This window comes from Aeromonas sp. QDB18 (genome assembly GCF_027705325.1).
Classification (GTDB): domain Bacteria; phylum Pseudomonadota; class Gammaproteobacteria; order Enterobacterales; family Aeromonadaceae; genus Aeromonas; species Aeromonas caviae.
In genome coordinates this window covers 1-25,436 of the sequence record NZ_JAPDBQ010000050.1, presented here as the reverse complement: position 1 = coordinate 25,436, position 25,436 = coordinate 1, and the positions used below count along the sequence as shown (strand labels likewise).

The following is a 25,436-nucleotide window of genomic DNA, read 5'->3' as shown; positions in this document are numbered from 1 at the left end:
GAAAAGATCGGCTCAAACTGAAAAAATGAAATGACTGAGTCAGCCGAGAAGAATTTCCCCGCTTATTCGCACCTTCCCTAGCCTGCGCCTTCACTACCCTCCTTGGCAGCACATCTCGTCCCTGTCGGCGCGCACAAGGGCGGGCTCGGGGGTGTCGGCGTCAACCAGACCGTCCGACAACACGGAGAGCCATAGCGACCGGCACGGTCACAACTTTAGGTATTTTTCAAAAAAAGTGAGGGAAAGGAGACGGGACCTGTCGGCGACAGGCCCCGGGAGCACTACCCTTTCAGACCACCGAGGAATTCGGCGCGGGTGTCGGGCTGGGTCTTGAAGACGCCGCCCAGGGAGGTGGTGGTGGTGTAGGAGGTGGAGTCCATCACGCCACGGGCCTTCACGCAGAAGTGGGTCGCCTTGATGCTGATGGCCACGTCCCTGGTGCCAAGCAGGGTCTGCAACGCCAGCAGGATCTGCTGGGTCAGCCGCTCCTGTACCTGGGGACGGCGGGCGAAGAACTGCACGATGCGGTTGATCTTCGACAGGCCAATCACCTTGCCGCGGGGAATGTAGGCCACGTGGGCAAAGCCGTCTATGGTGACGAAGTGGTGCTCGCAGGTGCTGGTGAGGCTGATGTCCCGCACCATGATCATCTCGTCCACCTTCATCTTGTTCTCGATCACCGTCACCTTGGGGAAGGTGGCATAGTCGAGGCCGGAGAAGATCTCGTTCACGTACATCTTGGCAATGCGGTGCGGGGTCTCTGCCAGACTGTCGTCGGCCAGATCCAGTCCCAGCGTCTCCATGATGGCGCGCATATGACCTTCGATTTTTTCCTTTTTCTGCTGGCCGCTCAATTCATTGGCCACCAGAGGTGTCTCAAGGCCCTCGGCCTCGAGCGCCGCCCTGACCAACAGGGCTTCCTGGCTTAAGCTCGTCATCGTGTATCTCTCCCACGCTCAGGGACTGTGCTGGCCTGCGGCATGGTGCCGCGGCGCAATCTTACAGGGCGATTATTGTCATAATTCTGTCTAACTCAAGCCCGGTGCCCGACTTTATGCCAAACCACCCCGTTTTGTCCGCACCGGCCTGCCCATTCGGGGGCAAGGCGCACGGCCGTGCCGCCTCTTCCCCAGCCACCATCTCGCACAAGCCTCGCTCTGGTTACCCATCAGGAGGTAATTCAACGGAATAGCGCCCCAGAATCCGATCACACCGGGGCATCTGCCCCCCATTACCGCACCTTCGGCCTGCCCATCGGAGCGGATTTTTGGGATAATCTGCCCCCTACACACCAGAGAGGTCATGATGATGGGATTCGATACCGGTGCACTCCTCCCCTTGGACAAGGCCCTGCAAGGGATGCTGGAACAACTCACCTGCTGCTGCGAGACGGAGCGGTTGCCCCTGCCCCAGGCGCTGGATCGGATCCTGGCCGAGGAGATAAGCTCCCCCCTCTTCGTCCCCCCCTTCGACAACGCCGCCATGGACGGCTATGCCGTGCGCCTGGCGGATCTCGCCGCCGGGGTGCCGCTCCCCGTGGCGGGCAAGGCCTTTGCGGGCCAGCCCTATGAGGGGGAGTGGCCCGCCGGCCACTGCATCCGCATCATGACCGGGGCCCCTGTGCCCCCGGGTGCAGACGCTGTGGTGATGCAGGAAGAAACGCAAGCCGGCGACAACGGGATCACTTTCCTGACCGCGCCCACGCCTGGCCAGAACATCCGTCGCCGCGGCGAGGATCTGGCGCAGGGCGCCCGGGTGCTCGAAAGCGGCCTGCGCCTGAGCCCCAGGGAGCTGCCGCTGCTCGCCTCCCTTGGCATCGCGAACGTCACGGTGCGCCGTCCCCTCAGGGTCGCCATCTTCAGCACAGGGGACGAGCTCAAGCCTCTGGGCACCCCGCTCCAGCACGGGGACATCTACGACTCCAACCGCTACGGGGTCAAGGCGATGCTGAGCCGCATGGGCTGTGAGTGCCTGGACCTTGGCATCATTCCCGATGATCCGGAGGCCCTGCGCGCCGCCTTCTTGCAGGCCGACCGCGAGGCCGATGCCCTGATCACCACCGGGGGCGTCTCGGTGGGAGAAGCGGACTTCACCAAGCAACTGCTCGAAGAGCTCGGGGAAATTGGCTTCTGGAAGCTCGCCATCAAGCCGGGCAAACCCTTCGCCTTTGGCCGGTTGCCAAACGCCTGGTTCTTCGGTCTGCCGGGCAACCCGGTCTCCGCCATGGTCACCTTCGATCAGCTGGTGCAACCGGCCCTGGCCAGACTGGCCGGTCAGCAGTTTGCACGCCCGCACCCCCTCCAGGCCCTGGCGACAGAGCCGCTCAAGAAGAGCCCGGGGCGCCTGGACTTTCAGCGCGGCATCCTGAGCGTGGGCCCGAATGGCCTCGAGGTACGCAGCACCGGCTCCCAGGACTCCGGGGTGTTCAGCTCCCTGTCCCGGGCCAACTGCTACATCGTGCTCGAGCAGGAGCGCGGCAAGGTGGCCGCCGGTGAGACGGTCACCGTCGAGCCCTTCTCGGGGCTGCTGCTGTGAGCGAGATCCTGAGCGACGCAGAACTCCTTCGCTACAACCGCCAGATCGTGCTCAAATCCTTCGACTTCGAGGGGCAGGAGGCGCTCAAGCAGTCACGCGTGCTGGTCATCGGCGCCGGGGGCCTGGGCTGCGCCGCCAGCCAGTATCTGGCGGTGGCCGGGGTCGGCCACCTCACCCTGGTGGATTTCGATCGGGTGGAGCTCTCCAATTTGCAGCGCCAGGTGCTGCACAGCGACGAGCGCATCGGCCAGCTCAAGGTGGAGTCTGCGGCGACGTCCCTGCGCGCCCTCACCCCCTGGCTCGAGGTGGAGACCCACGCCGCCCTCGCCGACGAGGCACTGCTCGATGCCCTGCTGCCAGGCCATCAGCTGGTGCTCGACTGCACCGACAACGTCGCCATCCGCAACCTCCTCAACCAGCGTGCCCGCCAGCACAAGGTGCCCCTGGTCAGCGGCGCCGCCATCCGGCTCGAAGGGCAGCTCTGCAGCTTCACCTGGCAGGAGGATGAACCCTGCTACGCCTGTCTCAGCACCCTCTTTGGCGATCAGGCCCTCACCTGTGTCGAGGCGGGGGTACTGGCCCCCGTGGTGGGACTGGTGGGCAGCCTGCAGGCGCTCGAAGCCATCAAGCTGCTGGCGGGCATAGGCAAAAGCTACAGCGGCCGCCTGCTGATGATCGACGGTCTGGGTGGCAGCTTTCGCGAGCTGAAGCTTCCCAAGCGCCCCGACTGCCCGGTCTGCTCAAGACCCTGAGCAGCGCCCACAAAAAAGCCGAACCCCCGGGGTTCGGCTTTTTTATCTACCTCTGCTGTCTGCTCCCCTCAATGGGTTGAGAGGATCCGCTGCAACAGATGATTGAACCCGGCGGGATCTTCCGCCGGCCAGGCGTGGTGACCATCCGGGGTGTGGATGGTGGCATTGGGCAGGGAGGCGAACTGCTCCACCCGCCGCGCCAGGGGCAGATAGTCGTGACTGGTGGAGATGATGGCCACCGGCTGCCAGAGGGTGCCGAGACGAGCCCGCACCGACCAGCCGGGCAGCGCCTCCAGCAGCGCCTTGTAGGTCTTCTTTTTGTTGCGCACGAAGCGCCCCCGGAAGGTGTGGCGCACCTGGGCGAGATCGGGGCCGGGAAAGAGCTCGCGACCGAGCCACCACGCCAGCGGCCGCATGCCGAACCAGCGCAGCCACTTGAGGCGCATGGCATAGCGCTCCTGCTCCTTTGGCGTCTCCAGCAGAAATTCGCTGAAGCCGTTGACCAGCACCAGCCCCTGCACCTTGTGGGGCAGTTGCAGCGCCAGCTCCAGCGCCACCATGGCACCGAGCGACAACCCCACTACCCAGGCAGGCTCGGGCTGTTCGTCGAGCCAGCGGGCCACATCCGCCGCCAGGGTGGGCACGTCAAAGGGCCCCTCCTGCATGCTCTGGCCGTGGCCGCGCAAGTCGATGGCCACCACCCGGTAACGCTCGGAAAAACGCTCGTTCTGCGCCTGCCAGTCGAGGCTGGAAGAGCCCAGCCCGTGCAGCAAGAGCAGCAAGGGCCCCTCCCCCGCACTGCGCAGGGCCAAGCCATGGGATTTCATTACCTGATTGCGACGCACCCGTCCCCCCTTTCTCGACGCCATGCCGGCCACTCATGGCCAGCCAATCCGCACTCCGGTCCCCTGTCTACCCCTCTCCCACCAGGCTCACCGCCTTGATGTAGGCGTAGAGGCGCATGGCCGGCATCAGGGCGAGCCGCTGCGCGGAGCGGCTGGTGATCCGGGCCAGCAGTATCTGCTGCCCGAGAGCCAACTGCAACAGGGTCTGCCCGGGTCGCACCTCCCGCACCTCCAGCAGCCGGGTCTCGAGGCAGTTGGAGAGGCTGGAGTACACGATGGGCTCGGTGGCTATCACCAGATCCCGCGCCGCCACCTTGATCTGCAAGGGGCCCGCTTCATCGGGGGCATGCTCCATGGTCACCATCAGGGTCTGCTCCCCGAGTCGCAGGGTCGCCATCTGCTCGTGCTCGTCGTAGTGGGACAGGGTCGCAGAGAGCATGACCCCGACGTCGTCGCGACTGGCCAGCGACAGGTCGGTGCGGGCGAAGATCTCCTCTGGGGTGCCCTGGGCCTCCACCCGTCCCTCTGCCAGCAGCACCAGTCCATCGCAGAGCAGGCTCACCTCCTCCATGGCGTGGCTGACGAAGATCATGGGGATGCCGCTCTCCTGCTGCAAGCCCTTGAGCACGTGGGCCTGATGGATGCGGCTGCGCCTGTCCAGCGCCGAGAAGGGTTCATCCAGCAGCAGCAAGTCGGGCTCGGCCAGCAAGGCCCTGGCCAATGCCACCCGCTGACGCTGACCGCCGGAGAGGCCATGGGCCGGTTGCCCCAGCAGCTCGGCAAAGCCGAGGCGCGCAGCCAGATCCTCTGGCTGCCAGCGCCCCCTCCCCTTGCGAGCCGCCAGTTGCAGGTTGCCGAGCACGCTCAGGTGGGGGAAGAGACGGGCATCCTGAAACACCATCCCGATGCGCCGCGCCTCGGGGGGCAGGGCTGCAAGCTCGCGCCCCTGCCAGCGCAGGGCATCGCCCGGGGCCTTGTCGAGCCCGGCGATGATGCGCAGCAGGGTGCTCTTGCCACAGCCCGAAGGACCGAACAGGCCGAGGATGCGGCTGGGGGGCAACGCCAGATCACACGCCAGGGTGAAGGGGCCGAAATCACGTCTGGCCTTGAGGTAGAGGTTCATCCGAACAGCCTCCGTTGCCGGCGTTGCAGCACGCCGTAGACCAGCACCAGCATCACCAGGGAGAAGCCCATCAGGCCGCCTGCCAGAATATGGGCGTGGTCGTAGTCCATCGCCTCCACGTGATCAAACAGGGCGATGGAGAGCACCTGGGTCTCCCCGGGAATGTTGCCGCCGATCATCAGCACCACCCCGAACTCCCCCAGGGTGTGGGCAAAGCCCAGCGCCGCCGCCATCACGAAGCTCGGCAGCGTCATCGGCAGGATGATGCGAAAGAAGCGCTCAAACGGGCCCATCCCCAGGGTGGCAGCAGCCTCCAGCTCCTTGCTGCCCATGTTGACGAAGGCGGAGGTGAGGGGTTGTACCACGAAGGGGAGCGAATAGATGACGGAGGCGATGAGCAGGCCGAGGAAACTGAAGGCGAGCGGGGCCCCGAAGGTCTCCCGCCACCAGCCACCCAAGCCGTACTCCGGGGAGAAGGCCAGCAGCAGATAGAAACCGAGCACGGTGGGCGGCAGCACCAGCGGCAGGGCCACCATGGCCTCCACCAGGGGGCGCAGCCGGTGCTGGCTGCGAGACAGCCACCAGGCGAGCGGCGGCGACAGCAGCAGCAGGATGGCAGTGGTGCTGGCCGCCAGTTTCAGGGTCAGCCAGACCGCCAGCAGATCCCCTTCACTCATAGGGTCCCCTCTCGGGTGTCGATAAAAAACAGGGCGCCGTCATGACGGGCGCCGCCTTGGGACACATCAGGCACCGGATCTGGCCAGCACGGGGCTGGCCGGCAGACGCCGGGCGCTTACTGCGGCAGGGCGTAACCCGCCGCCTTGATCTGCGCCTGTCCCGGCCCCTTGAGCCAGGCGACCAGGGCATCCACCGCCGCCCCTTTCTTCAGCACCAGGGCCTGCTGCTCGATGGGGGGATAGAAGCTGGCCGGTACCGCCCAGGCTTCGCCGGTCTTGCCCGCCTCCACCAGGTTGGCCCAGGCGACGAAGCCCAGCTTCGCATTGCCGGTATCGACGAACTGCCAGGTCTGGCTGATGTTGGTGCCAGTCAGCACCCGATACTGCTTGGGATCGATCTTGAGATGAGCCAGGGTCGCCATGGCGGCAGCGCCATAGGGCGCTGTCTTGGGGTTGGCGATGGCCAGCTCCCCCTGCCAGTGGCGCAAGGTGGCCTCGTCGGGAGCTGGCCCCCCCTTCTGCCAGAGGCCGAGCTGACCGATGGCATAGGTGAAGCGTTCGCTCCCCTTGCCTTCCGACTCCAGCTTTTGAGGGGTCGCCACGTCGGCCGAGAGGAAGAGATCGAAGGGTGCACCGTGGGTGATCTGGGTATAGAGCACGCCGGTGGCCGCCGAACTGATGACGACGCTGTGGCCGGTCTTGGCGGTGAACTCCTTGCCGATGCGCTCTATGGTGCCCTTGAAGTTGGCCGCCACCGCCACCTTGACCTCGTCAGCCAGCACAGCACCGCTGTACATGGCGCTGGCGCCCAGCACCAACAGGGATACCCATCTCTTCATTCCTCTGCTCCTTATGTTCCGACACGGCCGGATCGATTGACGCGAGCCCGAGGCTCACTCCCCTTGTTGCCAGCGGGCCAGGGCGGCGTCATCGCTCGCCCTGGCCTCGACCCAGCGTTGCACCCCGTCGGCGGTCAGCTCTTTTTTCCAGAACGGCGCCCGGGTCTTCAAGAAATCCATGATGAAGTGGCAGGCCTCGAAAGCCGCCTCGCGGTGGGCGCTGCTCACCACCACCAGCACGATCTGATCCCCGAGCAGCAGCTCGCCGATGCGGTGAATGAGGGTACACTCCTGCAGGGGCCAGCGGCTGCGGGCCTCGGCCACTATGTTCGTCAGCGCCTTCTCGGTCATGCCGGGGTAGTGTTCGAGGGCCAGCCCCTTCACATGCTCCCCCTGATTGAAGTCGCGCACCTTGCCGACAAAGCTGACAATCGCGCCTGTGTCCTGCCGGGCAGCAAGGCGGGCATATTCGTCCGCCAGCGAGAAGTCATCCCGCTGCACCAGAATGCGATCGGTCATGGTCAGCCTCCTGTCGTCACTGGAAGGAGAGGGAAGAAGGCGGCCTCACCACAGTCCCGCAGCTCAGTGGCGCGATCTACGGTCATTATCTCGTTCATCCTTAACCTCCGGTCACCGGCGGGAAAAAGGCGACCTCATCCCCGTCATGGAGGGGGGTATCCAGCGGCACCAGGGTCTGGTTGACCGCCACCAGGAGCTTGCCGGATTCGAGCGCCAGCGCCCACTTGTCATCTCGCTCGCTCAAGGCGGCGCGAAGGGCATCGGCACTGGCGTAGTCGCAAGGCAGGCTCAGCTCGTCGCAGCCGACCAGCTCACGCACCTGCGCAAAAAACAGAACCTTGATCATGCCTGCTCTCCTTTGGTCTCACCCAGTTGGAAATGACCGGATTTACCGCCCTTTTTCTCCACCAGACGCACCTGCTCGATAACCATGTCCTTTTGCACCGCCTTGCACATGTCGTAGATGGTCAGGGCCGCCACCGAGGCGGCGGTGAGCGCCTCCATCTCCACCCCGGTCTTGCCCGAGAGCTTGCACAGGGTGCGGATATGCACCCGATTCTGCTCGGCCAGCGGCACTATCTCCACCTCGACTTTGGTCAAGGCCAGCGGATGGCAGAGTGGGATAAGATCGGCGGTCTTCTTGGCCGCCATGATGCCGGCGATGCGGGCGGTGGCGAACACGTCCCCCTTGTGGTGCTGACCGCTCAGGATCAACGCCAGGGTCTCGGGGGCCATGGTCACGAAAGCCTCGGCGCGGGCCTCGCGTTCGGTCACCTGCTTGTCGGTGACATCCACCATGTGGGCCTCGCCGCTCTGGTTGAGATGGGTCAGGTTCATCTATGCCCCTATCGAAAAATAAGATGAATGATCCGGGTTTACTCCCGGGATCACAGATGGGTCACGAAGTTGCACGGCCGGGTACGGGCATCGAGCTGATCCCGGATAAGCTGTTCCCAGCCCAGACGGCAGGCGCCGGTGGAGCCGGGCAGGCAGCAGATCAGGGTGCGATTGGCCAGCCCTGCCAGGGCACGGCTCTGCATGGCAGAGCCCTTGATTTCGGCAAACGAGAGCTGGCGGAACATCTCGCCAAAGCCCTGCACCGTGCGCTCGAACAGCACGCCGACCGCCTCGGGCACCCGGTTCTGCTCGTTGAAGCCGGTGCCGCCGTTGATGAGCACCACCTGGACTCCCTCGTCGGCAATCCAGTCGCTCACCTGGGCGCGGATGCGAAACAGGTTGTCGGGACAGAGCGCCCGATCGGCCAGCACGTGGCCGGTCTGGGTCAGGGCCTCGACCAGATAGTCCCCCGAGCTGTCATCGGCAGCGGTGCGACTGTCGGAAACCGTCAGGACGGCGATCTTGAGAGGGATGAATTCGCTGTGTTTGGGTGCCATTGGGGCCATTCCTGTCAATCATTGACCACGAGAGGATGAGGTGAACGCGCCGCACCGTGGTGCCAGCCATGAAAGGAGCCGGTGGGCGCCGCGTTGCCGGGAAGGGATTCTATCAAAAGATGTCTGGCTGGGGGGCGTCATTGCCCATTAATCTCGAAGGCCGCCGGATCCCGGGGATCCGGCGGCCTTCCCATCAGAAGCCTGGCACCCCTTTCATGTCAGGCAGTTGGTGCGCAATCCCCTTGTGGCAGTCGATGCAGGTGTTGGCCCCGCTTGCCAGGTTGGTGGAGTGCATCTGGGCGGCCCGACGCCCTTGCAGGGAGAAGTCCATGTACTCGAAGTTGTGGCAGTTGCGGCACTCGCGCGAATCCGTCTCCTTCATCCGCTGCCACTCCCGCTCGGCCATCTCCCGCCGGTGGGATTCAAACTTCTCGCGGGTATCCACCTTGCCGGTGATCATGCCCCACAGCTCCTTGGAGGCCTGCACCTTGCGGATGATCTTGTAGGTCCATTCGTGGGGTACGTGGCAATCCGGGCAGCTGGCCCGCACGCCGGAGCGGTTGGCGTAGTGGATGGTGTCGCGGTACTCCACGAACACGTTGTCCTTCATCTCGTGGCAACCGGTGCAGAAGGCCTCGGTGTTGGACGCTTCCATGGCGGTGTTGAACCCGCCCCAGAAGATGACGCCACCAAAGAAGCCCATCAGCAGGATGACCCAGAGGGCCGCCTTCGACGGTGACTTGAAGGTGGTCCACAGACGCTTCACAAAGCCGGGTAATTTCATCTATGGGTTCCTCAGTTCAGCGCTTCAACCGGTTTGAAGGTATTGTTCACCAGCGGCTTGGCATCCGCTTGCGGCACGTGGCACTGCAGACAGAAGTAGCGACGCGGCGAGACTTCGCCCAGGGTCATGCCGTCGCGGGTCTCGAAGTGGGTGGGGCTTATCTTGGGGGCCTTCATGGCACTGGCGTTCTTGAAGCTGTGACAGGCCAGGCACTTGTTGACCTTGTTGTCCACTTCATAGTTGCGGGTGTCGTGGGGGATCAGCGGGGGCTGGTGCATGTACTGGCGATCGTAGAGGTCGCCATCCTTGCGAAAGTTCTTCAGAGGGGCCGCGTCGGCATCCGTTACCAGATCCGTGCTTCCCCGCTCCGACTTGATGCCCCCCGTGCTGTTGGTGATCTCGGGGACGGCCGCCATCAAGGAACCCGCCATCAGGCAGGCCAGCATTGCTCCAATCAGCTTCTTCATTATGTGTTCTCCGACGTTTTCTCTGCCTTGACGGCAAAACCTACAGTGATTTCAAAAACTTGCTCCGCGCAGACATCGATGCAACGGCCGCAGTTGGTACACTCCTGAGCTGCAATCAAGGGCCCGTGACCACGCCTGGCACCGTGAACGGGGCCGCGCAGGATGGGACGCTCCGGGCAGACCGCATAACAATCCATGCAGTTGCTGCACCGCTCGCGCCCCGAGGCTGCAATCTTGATGAACCCGACCCGGTTGACCAGGGCATAGAAGGCCCCCACCGGACAGAGGTGGCCGCACCAGCCCCGCTCCACCACAAAAAGGTCGAACAGGAACAGCGCCGCCAGCAGGCCCCAGCCCGCCCCCATGCCGAACAGCAGGCCCCGCAGGGTGAGCGACACCGGATTGACCAGCTCCCACACCAGCACGCCGGCGATGGAAGGTGCCACCAGCACCATGGCCAGCAGCCAGTAGCGGGTAGCGCGGTTGAACTGACCATTGCCCTTGAGCCCGAGCCGCCCCCTGAGCCAGGCGGCGGCATCGGTGACCAGGTTGACCGGACAGACCCAGGAGCAGAACACCCGCCCCCCGACCAGCCAGTAACCCGCGAGCACCAGCCCAGCCCCGAGCCACAGGGTGGGGATGGGCCACTGGCCCGCCGCCAACGACTGCAGCAGGGTCAGGGGATCCGTGAGGGGCACCGTCTCCAGCAACAGCGAGCTGGAGAGGTTGCCCTTGAGGATCCAGATGCCCGCCAGCGGCCCCAGCAGGAACAGCGTCAGCACCCCGAACTGGCAGAGCCGGCGCAGCAGCAGGAAGCGGTGTGACCGCCACCAGCCCAGCCTGGCCGTAGCCTCGGCCCCTGGATACCGACTCATAGGCCCTCCGGTTTGCGGGTAGGCAGGGTCAGTCGCTCACCGATGAGGGACTTGCCCGCCTTCTCCTTCTCTTCCCAGCCGAGCCGGTAGTGGTGACCCAGCTCCCCCTTGGCAAGCCCGCGAGGTACCACCTTGATGGCCGCCTCCTCCAGCACGCAGGCGTGCTCGCACTTGCCGCAGCCGGTGCAGAGATCGCTGTGCACCGTGGGCAGGAACATGGCGTGCTTGCCGGTGCGCGGGTTGTGTTGCAGCTCAAGGGTAATGGCCTTGTCGATGAGGGGGCAGACCCGGTAGCAGACGTCGCAGCGCAGCCCCAGGTAGTTGAGGCAGGTCTCGTGATCGATGAGCACCGCCACCCCCATCCGCGCCTGATCGATGTCGGTCATGGCCCTATCCAGGGCCCCGCTCGGGCAGGCCGCCACGCAGGGGATGTCGTCACACATCTCGCACGGGACGGCGCGCGCCTTGAAGTAGGGGGTGCCGGTGGTCACGGGTTCAAACAGCCGGGCGAGCTTGAGGGTGTCGTAGGGGCATGCCTCGACGCAGAGCCCGCAGCGCACGCAGGCGCCGAGAAACTCAGCCTCGTCGAGGGCAGCCGGCGGGCGCAGCGCCTGGGCAGGCACGGCCTGCACCTGCTGGCGCGCCATGCCGCCGAGCCCCACGCCAAGCAGGCCCACACCGCAGGCCCCCTTGGCCATGTCGGCCAGAAACTGGCGCCGACTACGACTCATCTCGCGCTCCCCCGCCTTATGCCTTGACGACCTTGACGGCGCACTTCTTGTAATCCGTCTGCTTGGAGAGCGGATCCGTGGCGTCCAGGGTCAGCTTGTTGACCAGCTGGCTCGCATCGAAGAAGGGCATGAACACCAATCCCTTGGGCGGACGGTTGCGGCCGCGGGTCTCGACCCGGGTCTTCACCTCGCCCCGGCGGGAGGAGACGATCACCTCTTCACCACGGCGCACGCCACGGGCCTTGGCATCTTCCGGGTGCATGAAGAGCACCGCATCCGGGAAGGTGCGATAGAGCTCGGGGACCCGGCGGGTCATGGTGCCGGTGTGCCAGTGCTCCAGCACGCGACCGGTGGAGAGCCACATGTCGTACTCTTTGTCCGGAGCCTCGGCGGCGGGCTCATAGGGCAGCGCGAAGATGACCGCCTTGCCGTCGGGCTTGCCGTAGAAGCGCACCCCCTCCCCCGCTTTCACGTAAGGGTCGAACCCTTCGCGATAGCGCCACAGGGTCTCCTTGCCGTCCACCACAGGCCAGCGCAGGCCGCGGGCTTCGTGATACTGATCGAACGGCGCCAGATCGTGGCCATGGCCGCGACCGAAGGAGGCGTACTCCTCGAACAGCCCCTTCTGGACGTAGAAACCAAAGTGCTCGGCCTCGTCGTTCAGGGCCCCCTTGCTCTGCTCTTTCGGGAACTGGTTCACCTGGCCGTTGGCATAGAGCACGTCGAACAGGGTCTTGCCCTTCACTTCCGGCATCTTGGCAATCAACTCAGCCGGCCACACCTCTTCCACAGTGAAGCGCTTGGAGAACTCCATCAGCTGCCACAGGTCGGACTTGGCCCCTTCCGGTGCCTTCACCTGCTGGTGCCAGAACTGGGTGCGACGTTCGGCGTTGCCGTAGGCCCCCTCTTTCTCCACCCACATGGCGGTGGGCAGGATGAGGTCGGCCGCCTGGGCGGTCACGGTCGGATAAGGGTCGGAGACCACAATGAAGTTGGCCGGGTTGCGATAACCGGGCAGCGCCTCTTCATTCATGTTCGGGCCGGCCTGCATGTTGTTGTTGCACATCACCCAGTAGGCGTTGAGCTTGCCATCCTTGAGCATACGGTTTTGCAGCACGGCGTGGTAGCCCACCTGCTCCGGGATGGTGCCTTCCGGCAGCTTCCAGATCTTCTCGGCGATGGCGCGGTGCTTGGGATCAGTGACCACCATGTCCGCCGGCAGACGGTGGGCGAAGGTACCCACTTCACGGGCGGTACCACAGGCGGAGGGCTGGCCGGTCAGGGAGAAGGGGCCGGAGCCCGGCTGGGAGATCTTGCCGGTCAGCAGGTGGATGTTGTAGCAGAGGTTGTTGGCCCAGACGCCACGGGTGTGCTGGTTGAACCCCATGGTCCAGTAGGAGACCACCTTCTTGTCCGGATCCGCATAGATCTGGGCCAGCTTCTCGAGCTTGTCCTTGGGCACGCCGGAGAGCTTGGAGACGGACTCCAGATCGTAATCCGCCACGAACTTGGCGAAGTCGTCGAAGCTCATGGGGGTGGAGTCGCCGCTGTCCGGGTTCTTGGCCTTTTGCTGGAGCGGGTTGGTGGGACGCAGGCCGTAACCGATGTCGGTCACCCCTTTGCGGAACTGGGTGTGCTTGTTGACGAACTCCCAGTTCACCTTGTCGTTCTGGATGATGTAGTTGGCGATGTAGTTGAGGATCGCCAGATCGGTCTGGGGGGTGAACACCAGTCCGTTGTCCGCCAGCTCGAAGCTGCGGTGCTCGAAGGTGGAGAGCACGTGCACCTGCACATCCTGGTGGGACAGACGGCGATCGGAGATGCGCGACCAGAGGATGGGGTGCATCTCGGCCATGTTGGAGCCCCACAGCACGAAGGCGTCGGCCTGCTCGATGTCGTCGTAGCAGCCCATGGGTTCATCCATGCCGAAGGTACGCATGAAGCCCACTACCGCGGAGGCCATGCAGTGACGGGCATTGGGATCCAGGTTGTTGGAGCGCAGGCCTGCCTTCATCAGCTTGGCGGCGGCATAGCCTTCCCAGACGGTCCACTGGCCGGAGCCGAACATGCCGACGGCGGTCGGGCCCTTCTCTTTCAGGGTCGCCTTGAACTTCTCGGCCATGATGTCGAAGGCCTGATCCCAACTGATGGGGGCGAAGTTGCCGTTCTTGTCGAACTTGCCGTTCGTCATGCGCAGCATGGGCTGGGTCAGGCGATCCTCCCCGTACATGATCTTGGAGAGGAAGTAGCCCTTGATGCAGTTCAGGCCACGGTTGACCGGTGCATCGGGATCCCCCTGGGTCGCCACGACGCGGCCAGCCTGGGAGCCCACCAGCACGGAGCAGCCGGTCCCGCAGAAGCGGCACGGCGCCTTGTCCCAGGTGATGGCGGTCTTGTCGGTACTGGTGATCAGATTCGCCGCCAGAGTGGGGGCACTGACACCGGCCACGGCAGCGGCTGCCGCCACCGCATTGGCCTTCATAAAGTCGCGTCGACTCAGCTTCATGACATATCCTCGCATTGCTTAATCACATCAATGACAGCCATTGTGACGAGCCGCGCTGGCTCAGCTCCATGGCGCTTTATTCCTTTGCTCTGGGCTTTTCGTTCATCGAACGCAGACAACAGACACGGCATCCCGTGTATTACCCGTGGCGGTCAGCGAACGACTCTTGCGCTTCTGCCACATGACGCCTTATTCCCCATCTTCGGCGTCCATTTCATCGAACTGGTGGTAGATCAGGGCCGCAGAGAGCACCCCGGGCAACCCCTGAATGGTGTCGATGGCCGCCATGATGGGGCGCTGGCTCGGCCCCTCCAGGGTCACCACCAGCTTGCCCTCCTCGCTGACGGCGTGGATCTCGGCCCCGTCCAGGGTCGCAATCCGCTCTGCCAGGGCGTGGCGCAGATCGGGCTTGGTCAGCACCACCAGGCTGGATACATGGAACTCTTCTCGCGTCATATTACCGTTTTCCAACTTGTTCGTCTCTTGGGTCATCGCGAAGCTTCGCCACGAGACAGACCGATGCTGATGCTGCCCACCGGGCAATCCGCCACGCAGGCCCCGCAGCCGTTGCACGACTCGGCATGGATGCTGGGGGTGGGTACGCGCCCCAGCCGGGGGGAAAAGCGGATGGCCTGCTGCTCGCAGCTGTCCTGACAGCGCTGGCAGAACACCTGGGCCGTGGCCAGACAGCCCGCCTCGATATGGGCCACATACTCCCAGGGTGTCTGGGTTGTCGGCCTGAACACCGGCGCCTCGCAGGCGCTGACGCACTCGGTGCAGAAGGTGCACTCGCCGCGGTGAAAATCCACCGTGGGGAAGCCCCCGTCTCCCTTGATCAGGATCTGCTCCGGACAGGCCGCCAGACAGTCGCCGCAGCGGGTACAGCCGGCCACGAACTCGTCCCAGGAGACGGACCAGGGCAACTGGATCCCGGCCTTGGGGGCGCTCAGGCGTCCCCGAAACAGGCCTCTGCGTGACAAGTTGACCCCGTCGGTCATATCGACTCCTCTTTTCGGGGGCGGATGCCCCCGCGCGGATCCCGTGACTGGCATTTTCAATACCAATTATAAGCGTGGGTGTATATTGCGGCCCTGACAAGTCAGGGGATATACCACCAGGGAGATAAACAGGGGGGATTCTTGCGCTGGATCAAACCCTTGGCGCAATTAGACACAGCAGGGGCAAGGTAAATTACCCCTATGTGAGGATTGATAATTAATCGAAGGTTATTTGAGGTGCACGGCGGCTGTCAGCCGCCGATGGAGGCCAGGTGGGGGGTCATGCCTGCATTGCCTTCATGGAGGCGATGGGTGGCGGCCTTGCCGGTCAGCGCCTGCCGAATACGCCATTGTAGCGCCTCCTGCAGGCTGTCATCGGTGAGCAGATCCCGCAGTTCCACCCCGTTGTCGCCAAAGAGACACAGGTGCAGCTTGCCCTTGGAGGAGACCCGCAGCCGGTTGCAACCGGCGCAAAAATCCTTGCTGTAGGGCATGATGAGCCCCACCCCGCCCCTCGAGTCCGGATGCGTGAACACCTGGGCAGGGCCATCATCCAGGCCGCGCAGCTGCTGTACCCAGCCGCTCTCTTGCAGGCGCTGCTTGATGAGTTCACCGCTGGTATGGTGATCGCGAAACAGGGCGTCCATCTCGCCGGTCTGCATCAGTTCGATGAAACGAAGCTCGATGGGTTTGTCGCGGATCCAGGCGAGGAATGTCTCGAGCTGATGATCATTGAGCCCCTTGAGCAGCACGGCGTTGATCTTGACCGACCGAAAACCGGCACTCAGGGCGGCGTCTATCCCCGCCATCACCTCCGCCAGCTTGTTCTCGCCGGTGATCTGGTGGAACTGACGGGGATCCAGGCTGTCGACGCTGACGTTCAGGGCCGTCAGCCCCGCATCGAACCACTCGCGGGCACGCTCCTTGAGGCGATACCCGTTGGTGGTCATGGCCACCTTCTCGATGCCGGGGGTATTGGCCACGGTCTCGATGATGGCCGTGAAGTCGCGGCGCAGGGAGGGCTCGCCTCCGGTCAGACGCACCTTGCGCGTCCCCATGGCGGCAAACCCGGAGACAACGCGACGGATCTCCTCCAGGGAGAGGAAGGACTGGCGCCCCTCACCATCTCCTTTCGGCGGGTGATAGCCGTCCGGCAGACAGTAGGTACAGCGGAAATTGCAGACGTCGGTGACCGACAGACGCAAATAGTAAAAGCGACGGGAAAAACCATCTTCAAGTGGCAACATAAACACCTTTCCAAATACGGGAGGCCAGGGCATTTCTTTCCTGACCCTTTCAGCTCGAACAGCGGCTGACGGCGATCTCCCCCTATCTCAATGACTTAGGCAAAATCGCTCGGAGTTCATCTAGTTTTTCGATGCTAGCACAACTTGGAGTACACTCCCATGCTACTTTGTGGGGTCTTTGTGGGTGAAAAGGGAGCCGGTCGGCATGGGAAAATGGTTCAGAGTGCAGTCGGTCAGCAGCGCCATCGGTCGCTCCATGGTGCTGATCCTGTTCATGGCCAGCCTGATCGCCGTGGTGGCCATGGTCACCCTCTTCTATTCGGTTCCCGATGCCAAGGCCATCAACCTGTCGGGCTCCCTGCGCATGCAGGCCTACCGCATGGCCTATGAAATCGAGAAGGATCAGGTCGTCCTCGGTCGGCTCGCCCAGTTTGAACAGACCCTTCATGCCCCCGAGCTGCAGGAGACCCAGCGCTGGATCACGCCCGCCTCCCTGCGCCGCACCTATGGTGAAGTCCTGCTGCAATGGCAAGTGATGCGCGAACACATCGAGAATGCCACTCCCAGCCGTTATACCGACAATACGGAGCAGTTCGTCGCCGCCATCGATGACTTCGTCAACCAGATGCAGTACCACGTGGAGTTCAAGGTGCGCATGCTGGCCCTGGCAGAGGGGCTAGGGCTGCTCGCCATCATCACCATCGCCTGGTGCACGGTGCGCTTCACCCGCCAGCAGGTGGTAGCGCCCCTCAACCAGCTGGTCTATTGCGCACGCCAGATCCAGCGTCAGGAATTCGATCTCACCCTGCCCCCCCACTGTGAGAACGAGCTGGGAGAGCTGTCGGGGGCCTTCGCGACCATGGCCGACGAGCTTGGCAAACTCTACCGGGAGCTGGAGAGCAAGGTGGAGGAGAAAACGGCCAAGCTGCAACAGGCCAACGACACCCTCTCCTTCCTCTATTCCACCGCCCAGAAACTGCACGCGGCGCCCCTCAGCCGCCGCACCCTGCAAAAGCTGCTGGAGCGGGCCGCCGCCCACCAGCACATCGAGTACATCCGCCTAACCCGCTTCGAGCACAATGCGATGCCGGTCTACATCACAGGTCGCAAGGGGTGGCCGGGGGATCTGGACGCCGTGGTGAGCTTCTACCTGCAGATGGATGACGAGGAGTACGGTCGGCTCGACATGATAAGCGACCACCCCATCGACGAGAGGCTGATGAAGAACTTCTCCATGTTGCTGGCCCAGGTGCTGCACAAGGATCAGACCCTGCTGCAGCACCAGCGCCTGCTGCTGATGGAAGAGCGCGCCGTCATCGCCCGTGAACTGCACGACTCCCTCGCTCAGGCCCTCTCTTACCTGAAGATCCAGGCCACGCTGCTCAAGCGCTCCTTCGCCAAGGGGGACAGGGCCAAGACCGAGGCAGCCATGGAGCAGATCGACGAGGGACTCAGCAATGCCTATACCCAGTTGCGCGAACTGCTCGGCACCTTCCGCCTCAGCATCGGCGATGCCAACCTGGGTGAAGCCATCGCGGTCATGCTCGAGCAGCTCAAACCCCAGACGCACGCCGACATCAGGCTCCAGTACGGACTGACGGACACCGACCTTGAAGCGGGGCAGCACATCCACATCCTGCAGCTGATCCGTGAGGCAGTGCTCAATGCCATCAAGCATGCCAGCGCGCGGCACATTGACGTTAGCTGTGAGACCCTGGCTGATGGTAACATCCAGGTTCAGATTGCAGACGATGGTGTTGGAATAAGGGGCGCAAGCTCGGCGGTGAATCACTACGGTCTCAGCATCATGAATGAACGCGCCAGCAAATTGCGCGGCCAGTTGACCATCAGTGAACCGCCCTCCGGGGGCACCCGCATACACCTGACCTTTCCCACCAGCCTAACAAGAGACGCCTGATGGACGAGATGAAATACAGTGTTCTGGTCGTGGATGACCACCCCCTGATGCGCAAGGGAATTGTGCAACTGCTGGAGTTGGAAGATAACATCGACGTGGTTGGCGAGGCCTCCAACGGCACCGACGCCGTGGCCATGGCCAAAGAGTCCGAACCGGACCTTATCCTGCTCGACCTCAACATGAAGGGGTTGTCAGGTCTCGATACCCTCAAGGCGCTGCGGGCCGAAGAGGTGACTTCCCGCGTGGTGATCCTGACCGTCTCTGACGCCCGCCAGGATGTGGTTGCCCTGCTCAAGGCAGGCGCGGACGGCTATCTGCTCAAGGACACCGAGCCTGACATGCTGCTGGCCCAGCTGGCTGACGTGATGACCGGCAAGCAGATCCTGAGCGAGCCGCTGCGTCCCTATCTCGAGAACATCTACGAGCTGGACCACCTGCAGCAGAAGCTGGAGAGCCTGACCCGACGCGAGATGCAGATCATGCGTGAAATCGCCAAGGGGTTGTCCAACAAGCAGGTCGCCTCAGTGCTCCATATCTCCGAGGGAACCGTCAAGGTCCACGTCAAGAGCCTGCTGAAAAAGCTCGAGGCCCAAAGCCGCGTCGAAGCAGCCGTCATGTACCTGGAACAGCGCAACTGAGGTCCCGGCCTCCTGCCAGCAAGGGGTCACCATCCGTGCCTCCTTGCTGGCCCCCTCTTCTTTTCCCCAAATGGCGCGGAACCCGGTGCTCTATTGAGTAGATGGATTATTATTTTCATGACATCGCACGGGAAGGAAACATCGACATGACCTTTGAGCAGATAGAGCTGGTCCAGAAAGCCTGGGGCAGGGTGAGCGCCCTGAACAACAGCTATGTCCAGGAGGTGTATGAAGAGCTGTTCAGATTGTCCCCCGAACTCAGGACCCTCTTTCCCCCACATCAGGAGCTGCCCGTTGCCAAGGTGTCGGACACCCTGAACACCGTCATCACCAGCCTCTCCCAGCTGGATGCACTGGGTTTCATCATTCGCGATCTCGGCAGGCGTCACCAGCGATTCAACGTTCAATGCGCTGCTCAAACAGGCGCTGACCCAGGTACTGGCACGGCGTCTCGGCAGTGGTTTTACCCCGGCACTGGCACAGGTCTGGTCGCAGATGTATGACGAGATAGCCGCCCTGATGCTGGACGGCATGACACAGCACACCGAATTGACCACCTGATCCCCTGGCCTTTGCCCCCAATCGCTGAATGGGTCTGTAACAGGCATTTTGCATGAATCAAATTTGCAATATGCGAAAATAGACTCATTCTGCACACGGGGTATGTTCGGCGCCCTAACACCTCACCTGAATCCCTTTCGCACTGCCTTGCCTGCATTCGCGACATCAAATCACAATAGATTGATTTTAAATGGATATTAAAAATAACCACGGGAAATGACTCACCCCTTCGCCACGCCACCTCTCTCTGGCACGGTCACTGCATTGTCACATTCAGCAATGACTGATTAGGAGGATGGAACATGAAACTTCAACAACTGGCACTGTTCCCCTTGCCGTCCCACATTCTGCCCGGTGGCAAGCTCCCCCTTCGCCTGTTCGAGCCGCGCCACCTGCAGATGCTCAAGGAGTCCTTCCTCGAGGATCGGGGTTTTGGCATCGTGATGGAAGAGACTACCAGCACGGGTACCTGCGGACGGATTCTCCCGGTCGGAACCCGCGTCAAGGTGACTGATTTTTATACCCTCAACGACGGTTTGCTCGGGGTCACCGTGCTCGGCCTTGAACGCTTCTGCATCCACGAGATGGAAACGGATAGCGCAGGCCTCAGGCACGCCCAGGTCGAGCAGTTGCCCAACTGGCCGAGTGCGGATTCTGATATCAGCGACAACCAGCTGGTCAGCCGATTGAGAGAGGTCTTTGCACAATACCCGGAACTGGATGAGCTCTACCCGGACAAGCAGTTCGACGATGCAGCCTGGCTCTGCCAACGCTGGCTCGAGATCCTGCCCATGCCGATCTATGAAAAACAGATGTTGATTGCCAAACAGAACAGTGAAGCGGCGCGTCAGTTCTTGCGCCGACTGATCGCACAGTGAGTCAAAGAGTGAGTCAACGGTTGGTTTGCAAAACGCGAATTCTCGGCACTGGATTCTTATAATGAAAAAATGAGAATTGCATTTTGCAATCACGGTAGCGATAAATAACACACAATTCAGCTACAGGCCGCAAATAACAGGTTTTGAAAAGTTGGCACGACTTTTTCATATAAAACCGTACAACCCGATTTATCCCGTGCTCTCTTCAGTATTTGCTGAAGAATTGGTCAACCACCAGGTTGACCATTTTTTTTTACCCAAAATCGGCCGACATCACCTGCAATGGCGGAGCAGGCAGCTTCGCAGCCTGGCAAGACTGATGGGTTTGGCCAGAAAATCGTTCATGCCCTGGGCAAGGCAGCGGGCCCTGTCCTCCATCATGGCATTGGCCGTCAACGCGACGATGGGCACCTCGCACCCCATGTCCCGCAGGCGCCGGGTCGCCTCCAGCCCATCCATCTGCGGCATCCGCATATCCATCAGGACAAGGTCCGGCTGCTGCTTCGCCACCTGTGCCAGGGCCTCCAGACCATTGCCTGCCAGCCTCACCCTGCACACCAGCTTCTGCAGCATCAGGGATACCACCAGCTGATTGACCGGACTGTCTTCCACCACCAGCACATCCAGCTCCAGTCTGGCGCACTCTTCACTGCCGGGGGCAGCGGCCGGAGCACAGGGAGAGGCCATCCCGGGCAGCTCGAACCAGAAGCAGCTTCCCAGCCCAGGCGTGCTCTGCACGCAAATATCTCCCCCCATCAGCTGCACCAGCCGCCTGCAGATGGCCAGTCCGAGCCCCGAGCCGGAGAAGCGGCGGGTTGCCGAACTGTCGACCTGATAGAAGGGTTCGAACAGCAACGCCTGATCCTCGGTGGAGATGCCGATCCCCGTGTCGCTGACCATGACCCCCAGCTTTTCCTCCTCCCAGGTCAACGCCAGACGCACGCTGCCGACGGAGGTGAACTTCACGGCATTGCCAAGCAGGTTGCCTATCACCTGGGAGAGGCGGACGGCATCCCCTTGAAGGCGTTCAGGGAGCGTCTCATCCAGATGCCAGTGCAGTGTGATGCCCTTGGCACTGGCCTGTGCCTGCAAGGGCTCCACCAGGGCACGGCACAGCTCGGCTGGCTGAAAGGGTTCACAGTGCAGGGTCAGGGTATGTGACTCTATTTTCGAGAAATCGAGCACATCGTCGATGATGGTCTGCAACAGATGCGCAGAGTGGGTGGCATGACCGATGAGGGTCTGTTGCGGAGTGTCGAGCCGGCCGTGCTGCAGCAGATCCAGCATCCCCAGCACGGCGTTCATGGGAGAGCGGATCTCGTGGGTCATCATGGCGAGGAACTGGGATTTGGCACGGTTGGCCGTCTCGGCATCGTCCCGCGCCCGCGCCAGCTCCTGCTCGCGGCGGATCTGGCTGCCTATCTCCCGCGCCGTGCCCCGATAGCCGAGGAAGTGGCCACCGGCATCATGGCAAGGCTCCGCATTGATCTCCATCCAGCAAGGCCCGCCCGCCAGCATCACCTGGGCCCGCATTCCCCGCACCGGCAGATGGTGGGCGATCAGGTGCCGGTAGTGGCTCCAGGCCGGGTCCTGCTTGTCGTGGGCAAAATCATAGAGGCTTCTCCCCGTCTGGCGGGCCAGCACTTCCCCCTGATAGCCAGGGGCAGAGACATAGCTGAGCCTGTGCTGGGGATCGGTCTCCCAGAACCAATCGGAGGCCATGGCGGCAAAACTGCGAAAACGCTGTTCGCTGGCCTGCAGGGCCAGGGTCTTGAGGTCAACCTGTTCTTGCAGGCGAGCCCGATAGGCGATGTTGACCAGGGCCTGGGAGATGAGCGGGCGACAACGCTGCATCGCCGCCTTGCTCTTGAGATCGAAGGTGCCCGCCACGCTGTGCCGGCAGATGAGCACACCGGAAAACCCCGGTCCCTGCAAGCCTGTCATCATGACGCTGGCCCAGCCCGGCGCCCCTGCCAGCGGCGCCAGCTCAGGCAGTTGGGCAGGATCATAGATAACCAGGGTCTCACCCTCGATGGCCCTGGAGAAGAGCGGTGTCAGCGACCAGGTCCGGCCCACCTCGTCCGGCTGGGTGCTCAGATGGGTGCTGCCCCCCACGGCCTCCCAGGCAACCACGTCCGCCTGTTCGAATCCGATAAAGGGCTTGAGAGCAAGAATGAGACTCTCCAGTACCTGCTCCAGACTCTGGGCCTGTGCCAGGGTCGCCACCCCGCACAGCAGGGCTTGGGACTCCTCCCGATATCTGGCCTCCCGCTCCCGGCAACGCATCAGCTCCACCAGCGTGGTTTGCAGTTTGTCACCCAGGGTTTCGAGTTCGCTATTGCCTATCATCTTGAATCCAGCACAGTGTCAGCTCTCGAGGAAGATTACGCTCGACACCATGAGGTTGCCGTGTGCCAGCTCACCATGGGGTAATCGTCCCTGTTCACCGAAGGTAAAGGGCGTGATGAAGGGGATCTCACCCAGCCTCTGACTGAATTGACTGACGATGTCCCCCAGCCTGTCCCCCAGTGCCAGCCGACAACCGGCACAAAACACCACCAGGGCGCCAAAGGGGCGCATATTGCTCGCCATGCCATATTCAGGCTCGATATTCACCGCATTCAGGCTGCGCTGCAACAACCCTTCCTGGCTGCTGTACATGAGCAGCAGCCGCTCTCCCAGTCGGGTCTCGGTAAAGAGGCGCAGCCCCTCTCGCGCCGTCACCGCCTCGGGATGGGAGAGCTTGTAGTAGGGCAGGTCATCGAGCATGCCGACCTGACGGGCCAGTGGCGAGAGCGTCGTCTCCCTGAGGATGGGGCCCACCGGCCAGGGCGTCGCACGCTCGGTCCAGCGACCATAGACCCGGGCCGCCGGCTCGTGATCGATGGTCAGCACCTCCCGCCCGTCTATCCCGGTAATGATGCCGCGACACTCGGTGGGTACATAGCCTGAATGAAACTGGAACGCCAGTTGGCAATCGGGGTAAAGCACCGCCAACACGCACCCTTGTGATCCCTCCCCTTCGTCCCAGCACAGCTGCCACTGCCCGGCCACGCCGTCGTCTGCCGCCGACCCGCCGACGACGGGAACGGTCGCGCCAAACTCGGCGTCGATCCCCGCGAGCACAACCTCCTCCAGCCCCGGGCTGGTGTGCAGCAACACGAGCTGCGGCAGCTCTCCCGGTCGGCCACCATCGGCGATGGCGCGGCGCAGCAATGCCCGCACATCCGGTTGATCCCCCATCTGGCCAGCCACGCCATAGGCCCCCTTGTCATCATAAAGGGCGGCGACCGACAGGCTCCAGCCATGCCGACCATGATGGCCATCCTGGGTCAGGATACCGCCGCAGGAGCTGCAACCGATCAGCCGGGTATCGGGAAAACGTGCCTTGAGCGCACGGCGCAGTTCCGCCGCCTCGTGTGCTTGGGTAAAATAGACCAGCAACAGCGATGGAACATGGGATGACTGGGCATGCAACCGCTCTGTAACTTGTTGGGCGGCCAGTGGGGTCGTCTCGGCAAGCGAGTGAGCCGTCAGGAAGTTCAACATCGTCTCCTAGGGGTACGGGATGCTGGCATCAAGCAAAAATCATACCCTTATCAAACAATTACCTGGCCATGGAGACTAGAATGGTGCTCACTGGCCTCCCACGGGATCACTGCATGTGGCAGAAAAATATCAATGACTTCGACCGGGTTGTCGCCATCGGCGGCGGGCACGGTATGGGCCGGGTGCTCTCTTCCCTGTCGTTCTTGGGATCCCGGCTGACGGGCATCGTCACCACCACGGATGATGGCGGCTCCACCGGACGCCTGCGCAAAAGCCAGGAGTGCATCGCCTGGGGGGATCTGCGCAACTGCCTCAACCAGTTGGTGACCACCCCCAGCATCGGTAGCCAGCTGTTCGAGCACCGCTTTACCGGCCGCGGCGAGCTGGCGGGCCACAACCTCGGCAACCTGATGCTGCTGGCCCTCGACAACCTCTGCGTGCGCCCCCTGGATGCCATCCGGCTCATCAGCGACATGCTGGAAATTGAACCCAATCTGCTGCCCATGTCCGAGCATCCCACCGATCTGTGCGCCCACACCGTCTGTGGCGATCAGATCCTGGGGGAGGTCTCCATCGATCAGCTCACCACGCCGCCACGGGCCCTGAGCCTGAAACCGGTCGTGCCCGCCACGCGCGAAGCGGTCGAGGCGCTGAGCCAGGCCGACATGATCATCCTGGGGCCGGGCAGCTTCCTCACCTCCATCATGCCTCCTCTGCTGCTGCGCGAGATTGCGGAGGCGATCCGCAGCAGCCGCGCCATCGTCGTGTTCATCAGCAATCTGGTGGACGAAGAGGGTCCGGCTGGCCAGTTGTCACTGTCCAGTCAGCATCGTTGGCTGGAAGAGCGGATAGGCAGCGGCCGGATCGATGCCATTCTGGCTCCCGAGGGTCCCCAGGTACCCGAGCTGCAGCACTGCCTCGTTCGGGCCGAGCTGGGTGAAGCGGCCCTCCCCCACCGCCACGACCGCCTCAAGCTGCGGCTGGCACTCGACACCGTGATCCTGAGCAGGCTTGGCGAGCGCGACATGGCGGGCTGATGCCCTTCTGGATCAGTGAAACTGGGCCAGATGGGTGAAGACCTGGGGCAGGGAGTGCTCCAGCTCAGCCAGCAGTCTGCCGGCCTCTTGCTCATCTTCCCGGCGACAGGCGGACTCCAGATCCATCACCTGCTGATAGCTGGGTTTGGCGCCATAGCTGCCACAGGACGATTTCATGCTGTGGGCGAGACGCGCCAGGGCTGACCAGTCCCGCTGTTCAAAAAGCGGCCTTAATTGGGCCAACTGCTCGCCTACCTCTTCGACAAACACCGAGATGACGACCGGCATCATCTCGTGACCGATGTCATCTGCCAGTTGTCGCAGCACTTTCTGATCCAGCCACTCCATCTTCTCTTCCCTATGATGGTATTCAAACAGACCACAATATAGCGGACCCACAGCCCCGCTGTCACCCGTCCTTCGGGCATGCCCGTATCGCTCCGGATGCTCTTGCGACACCAGAATGTGAGCAGCTTCAAGTTATCGGTACCTGATTACCCATGACCCTCAGCCAGCTTCAAGAGCCGATATGGCATCGGAGGGCTTGCCACGACTGCATGCCC

The 25,436-nt window shown here is 62.8% G+C and carries 27 protein-coding genes and 1 riboswitch; of the genes, 7 read left to right on the top strand and 20 right to left on the bottom strand.

Translation table 11 applies throughout. The features are described from left to right. Positions 1–281: 281 nt before the first annotated feature. Positions 282–938 carry a GTP cyclohydrolase I FolE gene (gene folE, locus OKC30_RS09885; protein WP_010674171.1) on the bottom strand — a complete coding sequence of 219 codons (657 nt, stop codon included), beginning with the start codon at positions 936–938 and terminating at the stop codon, positions 282–284. Between the two features lie 370 nt (positions 939–1,308). Between folE and moeA the strand changes: the two genes are divergently transcribed. Both moeA and moeB read left to right on the top strand, forming a co-directional pair. After that, positions 1,309–2,535, top strand: coding sequence for a molybdopterin molybdotransferase MoeA (gene moeA / locus OKC30_RS09880; RefSeq protein WP_160838056.1), 1,227 nt, complete (start codon positions 1,309–1,311; stop codon positions 2,533–2,535). Continuing rightward, positions 2,532–3,287: a molybdopterin-synthase adenylyltransferase MoeB gene (gene moeB / locus OKC30_RS09875; RefSeq protein ID WP_270663784.1), complete on the top strand. Its 756-nt coding sequence runs from the start codon at positions 2,532–2,534 to the stop codon at positions 3,285–3,287. The genes moeA and moeB overlap by 4 nt, the downstream gene beginning before the upstream one ends. A gap of 68 nt (positions 3,288–3,355) precedes the next feature. Here moeB and OKC30_RS09870 read toward each other — a convergent pair whose 3' ends face one another. The 16 genes from OKC30_RS09870 to moaA all read right to left on the bottom strand — a co-directional run bounded on the left by OKC30_RS09870 (position 3,356) and on the right by moaA (position 16,292). Further along, a complete protein-coding gene (locus OKC30_RS09870) occupies positions 3,356–4,132 on the bottom strand; it encodes an alpha/beta fold hydrolase (protein ID WP_160838058.1) in 777 nt (258 codons plus the stop codon). Between the two features lie 67 nt (positions 4,133–4,199). After that, positions 4,200–5,255, bottom strand: coding sequence for a molybdenum ABC transporter ATP-binding protein (modC, locus tag OKC30_RS09865; RefSeq protein WP_109112509.1), 1,056 nt, complete (start codon positions 5,253–5,255; stop codon positions 4,200–4,202). Continuing rightward, positions 5,252–5,932: a molybdate ABC transporter permease subunit gene (modB, locus tag OKC30_RS09860; RefSeq protein WP_109112510.1), complete on the bottom strand. Its 681-nt coding sequence runs from the start codon at positions 5,930–5,932 to the stop codon at positions 5,252–5,254. Before modB ends, modC begins: the two co-directional genes overlap by 4 nt. A gap of 116 nt (positions 5,933–6,048) precedes the next feature. Further along, positions 6,049–6,771, bottom strand: coding sequence for a molybdate ABC transporter substrate-binding protein (modA, locus tag OKC30_RS09855; RefSeq protein ID WP_109112511.1), 723 nt, complete (start codon positions 6,769–6,771; stop codon positions 6,049–6,051). A 54-nt stretch (positions 6,772–6,825) separates the two neighbouring features. Continuing rightward, a complete protein-coding gene (gene moaE / locus OKC30_RS09850) occupies positions 6,826–7,290 on the bottom strand; it encodes a molybdopterin synthase catalytic subunit MoaE (protein ID WP_109112512.1) in 465 nt (154 codons plus the stop codon). 100 nt (positions 7,291–7,390) lie between these two features. Further along, complete coding sequence (gene moaD, locus OKC30_RS09845; protein WP_160838035.1) at positions 7,391–7,636, bottom strand: molybdopterin synthase sulfur carrier subunit; 246 nt, start codon at positions 7,634–7,636, stop codon at positions 7,391–7,393. Continuing rightward, complete coding sequence (gene moaC, locus OKC30_RS09840; protein ID WP_104455658.1) at positions 7,633–8,127, bottom strand: cyclic pyranopterin monophosphate synthase MoaC; 495 nt, start codon at positions 8,125–8,127, stop codon at positions 7,633–7,635. Before moaC ends, moaD begins: the two co-directional genes overlap by 4 nt. 50 nt (positions 8,128–8,177) lie before the next feature. After that, positions 8,178–8,684: a molybdenum cofactor biosynthesis protein B gene (gene moaB / locus OKC30_RS09835; RefSeq protein WP_039038846.1), complete on the bottom strand. Its 507-nt coding sequence runs from the start codon at positions 8,682–8,684 to the stop codon at positions 8,178–8,180. Between the two features lie 193 nt (positions 8,685–8,877). Then, positions 8,878–9,468: a cytochrome c3 family protein gene (locus OKC30_RS09830; protein ID WP_010674159.1), complete on the bottom strand. Its 591-nt coding sequence runs from the start codon at positions 9,466–9,468 to the stop codon at positions 8,878–8,880. Positions 9,469–9,479: 11 nt separating this feature from the next. Then, positions 9,480–9,935: a nitrate reductase cytochrome c-type subunit gene (locus OKC30_RS09825; RefSeq protein ID WP_041212738.1), complete on the bottom strand. Its 456-nt coding sequence runs from the start codon at positions 9,933–9,935 to the stop codon at positions 9,480–9,482. Beyond that, positions 9,935–10,810 carry a quinol dehydrogenase ferredoxin subunit NapH gene (gene napH / locus OKC30_RS09820; RefSeq protein ID WP_160838039.1) on the bottom strand — a complete coding sequence of 292 codons (876 nt, stop codon included), beginning with the start codon at positions 10,808–10,810 and terminating at the stop codon, positions 9,935–9,937. The genes OKC30_RS09825 and napH overlap by 1 nt, the downstream gene beginning before the upstream one ends. Continuing rightward, complete coding sequence (napG, locus tag OKC30_RS09815; protein ID WP_160838041.1) at positions 10,807–11,541, bottom strand: ferredoxin-type protein NapG; 735 nt, start codon at positions 11,539–11,541, stop codon at positions 10,807–10,809. Before napG ends, napH begins: the two co-directional genes overlap by 4 nt. A gap of 16 nt (positions 11,542–11,557) precedes the next feature. Next, positions 11,558–14,047 (bottom strand): nitrate reductase catalytic subunit NapA, encoded by a 2,490-nt coding sequence (gene napA / locus OKC30_RS09810; protein WP_270663793.1) that lies wholly within the window; start codon positions 14,045–14,047, stop codon positions 11,558–11,560. A 189-nt stretch (positions 14,048–14,236) separates the two neighbouring features. After that, positions 14,237–14,539, bottom strand: coding sequence for a chaperone NapD (locus OKC30_RS09805; RefSeq protein ID WP_202395111.1), 303 nt, complete (start codon positions 14,537–14,539; stop codon positions 14,237–14,239). Beyond that, on the bottom strand, positions 14,536–15,045 hold the full coding sequence (napF, locus tag OKC30_RS09800; protein ID WP_160838045.1) for a ferredoxin-type protein NapF: 510 nt from the start codon (positions 15,043–15,045) through the stop codon (positions 14,536–14,538). Before napF ends, OKC30_RS09805 begins: the two co-directional genes overlap by 4 nt. A gap of 251 nt (positions 15,046–15,296) precedes the next feature. Further along, entirely contained in the window at positions 15,297–16,292 is a 996-nt protein-coding gene (moaA, locus tag OKC30_RS09795) for a GTP 3',8-cyclase MoaA (RefSeq protein WP_160838047.1), read from the bottom strand. Further along, a riboswitch (molybdenum cofactor riboswitch) is annotated at positions 16,280–16,419 on the bottom strand. It overlaps the preceding gene by 13 nt. A 78-nt stretch (positions 16,420–16,497) precedes the next feature. Here moaA and narQ point away from each other — a divergent pair. The 4 genes from narQ to OKC30_RS09775 all read left to right on the top strand — a co-directional run bounded on the left by narQ (position 16,498) and on the right by OKC30_RS09775 (position 20,287). Continuing rightward, positions 16,498–18,210 (top strand): nitrate/nitrite two-component system sensor histidine kinase NarQ, encoded by a 1,713-nt coding sequence (narQ, locus tag OKC30_RS09790; RefSeq protein ID WP_041215515.1) that lies wholly within the window; start codon positions 16,498–16,500, stop codon positions 18,208–18,210. Next, complete coding sequence (gene narL, locus OKC30_RS09785; RefSeq protein ID WP_039038841.1) at positions 18,210–18,848, top strand: two-component system response regulator NarL; 639 nt, start codon at positions 18,210–18,212, stop codon at positions 18,846–18,848. The genes narQ and narL overlap by 1 nt, the downstream gene beginning before the upstream one ends. A gap of 146 nt (positions 18,849–18,994) precedes the next feature. Continuing rightward, on the top strand, positions 18,995–19,351 hold the full coding sequence (locus OKC30_RS09780) for a globin domain-containing protein (protein WP_270668464.1): 357 nt from the start codon (positions 18,995–18,997) through the stop codon (positions 19,349–19,351). Positions 19,352–19,711: 360 nt separating this feature from the next. Beyond that, on the top strand, positions 19,712–20,287 hold the full coding sequence (locus tag OKC30_RS09775; RefSeq protein ID WP_160838050.1) for an LON peptidase substrate-binding domain-containing protein: 576 nt from the start codon (positions 19,712–19,714) through the stop codon (positions 20,285–20,287). A gap of 273 nt (positions 20,288–20,560) precedes the next feature. Here the strand turns inward: OKC30_RS09775 and OKC30_RS09770 are convergent, their stop codons facing one another. Both OKC30_RS09770 and OKC30_RS09765 read right to left on the bottom strand, forming a co-directional pair. After that, the gene (locus OKC30_RS09770; RefSeq protein WP_160838052.1) at positions 20,561–22,636 is read right to left on the bottom strand and encodes an ATP-binding protein; all 2,076 of its coding nucleotides are present in this window, start codon (positions 22,634–22,636) and stop codon (positions 20,561–20,563) included. 18 nt (positions 22,637–22,654) lie between these two features. Then, the gene (locus tag OKC30_RS09765; protein ID WP_041201554.1) at positions 22,655–23,836 is read right to left on the bottom strand and encodes an FIST signal transduction protein; all 1,182 of its coding nucleotides are present in this window, start codon (positions 23,834–23,836) and stop codon (positions 22,655–22,657) included. 113 nt (positions 23,837–23,949) lie between these two features. Here OKC30_RS09765 and OKC30_RS09760 point away from each other — a divergent pair, with 113 nt between their 5' ends. Further along, positions 23,950–24,873 carry a gluconeogenesis factor YvcK family protein gene (locus OKC30_RS09760; protein WP_029314269.1) on the top strand — a complete coding sequence of 308 codons (924 nt, stop codon included), beginning with the start codon at positions 23,950–23,952 and terminating at the stop codon, positions 24,871–24,873. Between the two features lie 12 nt (positions 24,874–24,885). Here OKC30_RS09760 and OKC30_RS09755 read toward each other — a convergent pair whose 3' ends face one another. Beyond that, on the bottom strand, positions 24,886–25,221 hold the full coding sequence (locus OKC30_RS09755; RefSeq protein ID WP_010674144.1) for an Hpt domain-containing protein: 336 nt from the start codon (positions 25,219–25,221) through the stop codon (positions 24,886–24,888). Positions 25,222–25,436: the final 215 nt, after the last annotated feature.